At 65.5% G+C, this 3366-nt stretch carries 1 protein-coding gene; it reads right to left on the bottom strand.

Going from position 1 to position 3366, the window contains the following annotated elements; all coding sequences use genetic code 11:
* Positions 1-3366: non-ribosomal peptide synthetase (locus BM317_RS29510; RefSeq protein ID WP_139236102.1), on the bottom strand; the 3366-nt coding region annotated here is incomplete at both ends.

The raw sequence follows: 3366 nt of genomic DNA, 5'->3' as shown, positions 1-3366 counted from the left end.
CAAGGGCTTCGACCAGCGCGGCCACGGCCTGGGCGAGGTAGGCGGCGATGCGTTGCGGGTCGATGCCGGTGATGGATTGGGCGGTCAGGGAGAAGTCGTCCCCTTCATCCGCCACGGCCACTTCGATCGGGTAGTTGGTGCGCGCTTCGTTGCTCAGGAACCGTACGCCGTCCCAGGCCAGGACCTGGTCTTCGTTGGCCAGCGAGCCGCCGTCGGTCTGGTGGCGGTAGTTGAGCAGCGTGGTAAACAGCGGCAGGCCCGCGCCGACACCGCTGCAACGTTGGGCCAGGGCCAGGGAGGCCTGTTCGTGGGCGAGCAGTTCGCTGAGGTCGCGATAGGTTTCGTCCACCAGCGCACTGACGCTGAGCCCGGCCAATTGCACCCGGACCGGCAAGGTGTTGATGAACACGCCAAGGGCCCGATCGGCGCCCAGTGAACCTTGCAGGCGTCCGGCGACCACGCTGCCGAACACCACGTCGTCGCGGCCGGTGCAGCGCGCGAGCACCTGGGCCCAGGCAATATGAAACAGCACGGCCGGCGTCACCCCGGCCAGGCGCGATTGAGCGCGGATCCGCAGGTTCAGGGCCCGGTCGAGGCGCACGCTGGTCTCCACCACCTGAGCACCGTCGCCCTGCACATCCAGCACACCGAACGGTGCGGTGGGCTCCTCGACGCTGGCCAGGCGCCGGCTGAAATAGGCTTCATGGGCCTGGGGCGGCGTGGCGAGTACCTGGGCGACAAACTCCCGATAAGGCATTGGCGTCGGCAGGTGGGCGCCTTGGCCCTGCATCAACAGCTGGATTTCTTCGAGGACGATGCCCAGGGACACGTGGTCGCTGATCATGTGATGGTCCAGCAAGGCCAGCCACCAGCGTTCTGACTGGGGGTCCTGGGCGATGCAGGCGCGCATCAAGGGGGCCTGTTGCAAATCCAGGCGCAGGTGGCGCGGATCGCTCAAGCGCTCCAGTTGGACGCGTGGATCCTCATCGGCCGCCAGGGTGATGGGATGGATCGGCAGCCCGGCCTGGCGCTGTACCACTTGGACCGCTTGCGGCTGTCCGACCCAATGCACAGCGCTGCGCAGGATGTCGTGGCGATCGATCACCTGTTGCAGGGCGGCGATGAAGGCGTCGAGGCGCTGGCGGTCGTCGAACTCGATCATTGAGCGCACCAGATAGGCGTCGCCTTCGTGCCCCAGCAGGTGATGGAACAGGATGCCCTGTTGCAAAGGGGCCAGGGGGTAGATGTCCTGGATGTTCGCGGCGCCGCCAGGGACGGCGCTGACGATTCGTTCCAACTGCGCCGGGGTCAGTTCCACCAGGGGCAACATGTCTGGTGTCAGCGCCGTGCAATCGGCCGGGATGCGATTGGCCGGGGCCAGGAACAAGGCTTCATCGCTACGACTCAGGGCCTGGGCCATTTCCCGCAGGCTGGGTGCGGTGAACACGGTGCGCACCGTGGCGCTCAGGCCATGCTGGCGCAGGCGGTCGATCAGGCTCACGGCCAGCAGCGAATGCCCGCCAAGTTCGAAGAACCGGTCATGCCGGCCGACTTTCTCGATGCCCAGCAGGTCTTGCCAGACCGTCGCGACGATCTGTTCGATCTTGCCCCGTGGAGCCTCATAGGCCCGGCTGGCGAACGCTTCCTGACCCGGCGCGGGCAGGGCGCGGCGGTCGAGCTTGCCGTTGGGCGTCAGTGGCAGGGCCTCGAGTTGGACGAAGGCGCTGGGCACCATGTATTCGGGCAGGGCCGCCAGCAAGACGCCGCGCAAGTGCTCCACCGGCACTGGTTCGCCGCACAGGTAAGCGATCAGCCGCTTGCTTTCCGATTGGCCGGGTTGGCTTTCCTGGGCCACCACCACCGCTTCACGTACACCGGCACAGCCCGCGAGGATGGCTTCGATCTCACCCAGTTCTACACGGAAACCGCGGATTTTCACCTGGTCGTCGTTGCGTCCCAGGTACTGCAGGGTGCCGTCTGCCAACCAGCGACCGAGGTCGCCGGTCTTGTACAGGCGCGCGTCCGGGTCGGTGCTGAACGGGTCGGCGATGAAGCGTTCGGCCGTCAACGCCTGGCGATTGAGGTAACCGCGCGCGACACCGACGCCGCCGATGTGGATCTCGCCGGCGACCCCGAGCGGGACGAGGTTGCCGTTGGCATCGAGGACATGCAGTTGAGTGTTGCGCACTGGTGTGCCGATGGAGCGGAAATCGTCGTGGTCGCTTTCCATCAGGCGGATCGAGGCATTCACGGTGGCCTCGGTCGGGCCGTAGGCATTGAACAGCGCCGGGCGATGGCCGGGGCGGGCGAACCATTGGCTCACGGCCTGTTTGCCCACCGCTTCGCCACCGATCATGAACTGGCGCAACGAGGTCGGCAGCGGCACATGTTGGTCGCGGCTGACCTGTTGCCAGAACACCGTTGGCAGGTTCGCGACGGTGATCCCATGGTGTTCGCACAGCGTGGCGAAGGCAGCGGTGCCGGCAATCCAGGCATCGCTGCGCAGTACCAGGGTGGCACCCGAGAGCAATGCACCAAAAATCTCTTCCACCGACATGTCGAACGTCATGGTGGCGAATTGCAGGATGCGATCACGAGGGTTGAGGCCGTAGCGCTCTTGCAGGGCACCGATCTGGTTGCAGACCGAGCGGTGTTCGAGCATTACCCCTTTCGGTTTGCCTGTGGAGCCGGAGGTGTACATGACGTAAGCCAGGTGCCGGGACGTCAAGCCTTCGACCCGTGGGTTGTGGTCATCGCCTTCGGTCGTGTCGTCCAGCAACAGTTGCGTAATCTGCAATGGCAGCAGTTGTTCAACCAGGAGCCCCTGGCTGAGCAGGACCCGAGGCGAGCTGTCGCTGAGCATGTGCTGCAAGCGATCTTGCGGATAATTCGGATCCAGCGGCACATAGGCACCGCCGGCCTTGAGGATGGCCAGGATGCCAATGATCATCTCGGGGCTGCGTTCCACCAGCAGCGCCACACGCTCATCCGGGCGCAGGCCGGCGGCGATCAAGCGGTGGGCGATACGGTTGGCCCGGGCATTGAGTTCGGCATAGCTGAGTCGGGTGCCCTCGGCCTGGACCGCGATGGCCTGTGGCTGGGCCTGGGCATGCTGTTCGAACCACTCATGCACCAGCCTGCCCTCGGGGAAGGGGGCGTGGGTCTGGTTGAAACCGCCGAGCAGTTGCCGGCGCTGCGCATTGTCCAGCAACGGCAGGCTCGCCAGTGGCTGCGTCGCATCGTCTAGCAAGGCGTCGAGCAGGTGCAGCAAGTGCTGGCCCCAACGGGCGATGGTGCTTGCGTCGAACAAGTCGGTGGCGTATTCGAACTGACCGCTGATGCAGTCGCCGTCATCGTTGAGGGACA

Origin of the sequence: Pseudomonas sp. NFACC24-1, assembly GCF_900115235.1 — a bacterium.
GTDB classification, from domain to species: domain Bacteria; phylum Pseudomonadota; class Gammaproteobacteria; order Pseudomonadales; family Pseudomonadaceae; genus Aquipseudomonas; species Aquipseudomonas fluorescens_AA.
Note: the sequence above shows the minus strand (reverse complement) of the source record. Positions and strands in the feature narration are given on the sequence as shown.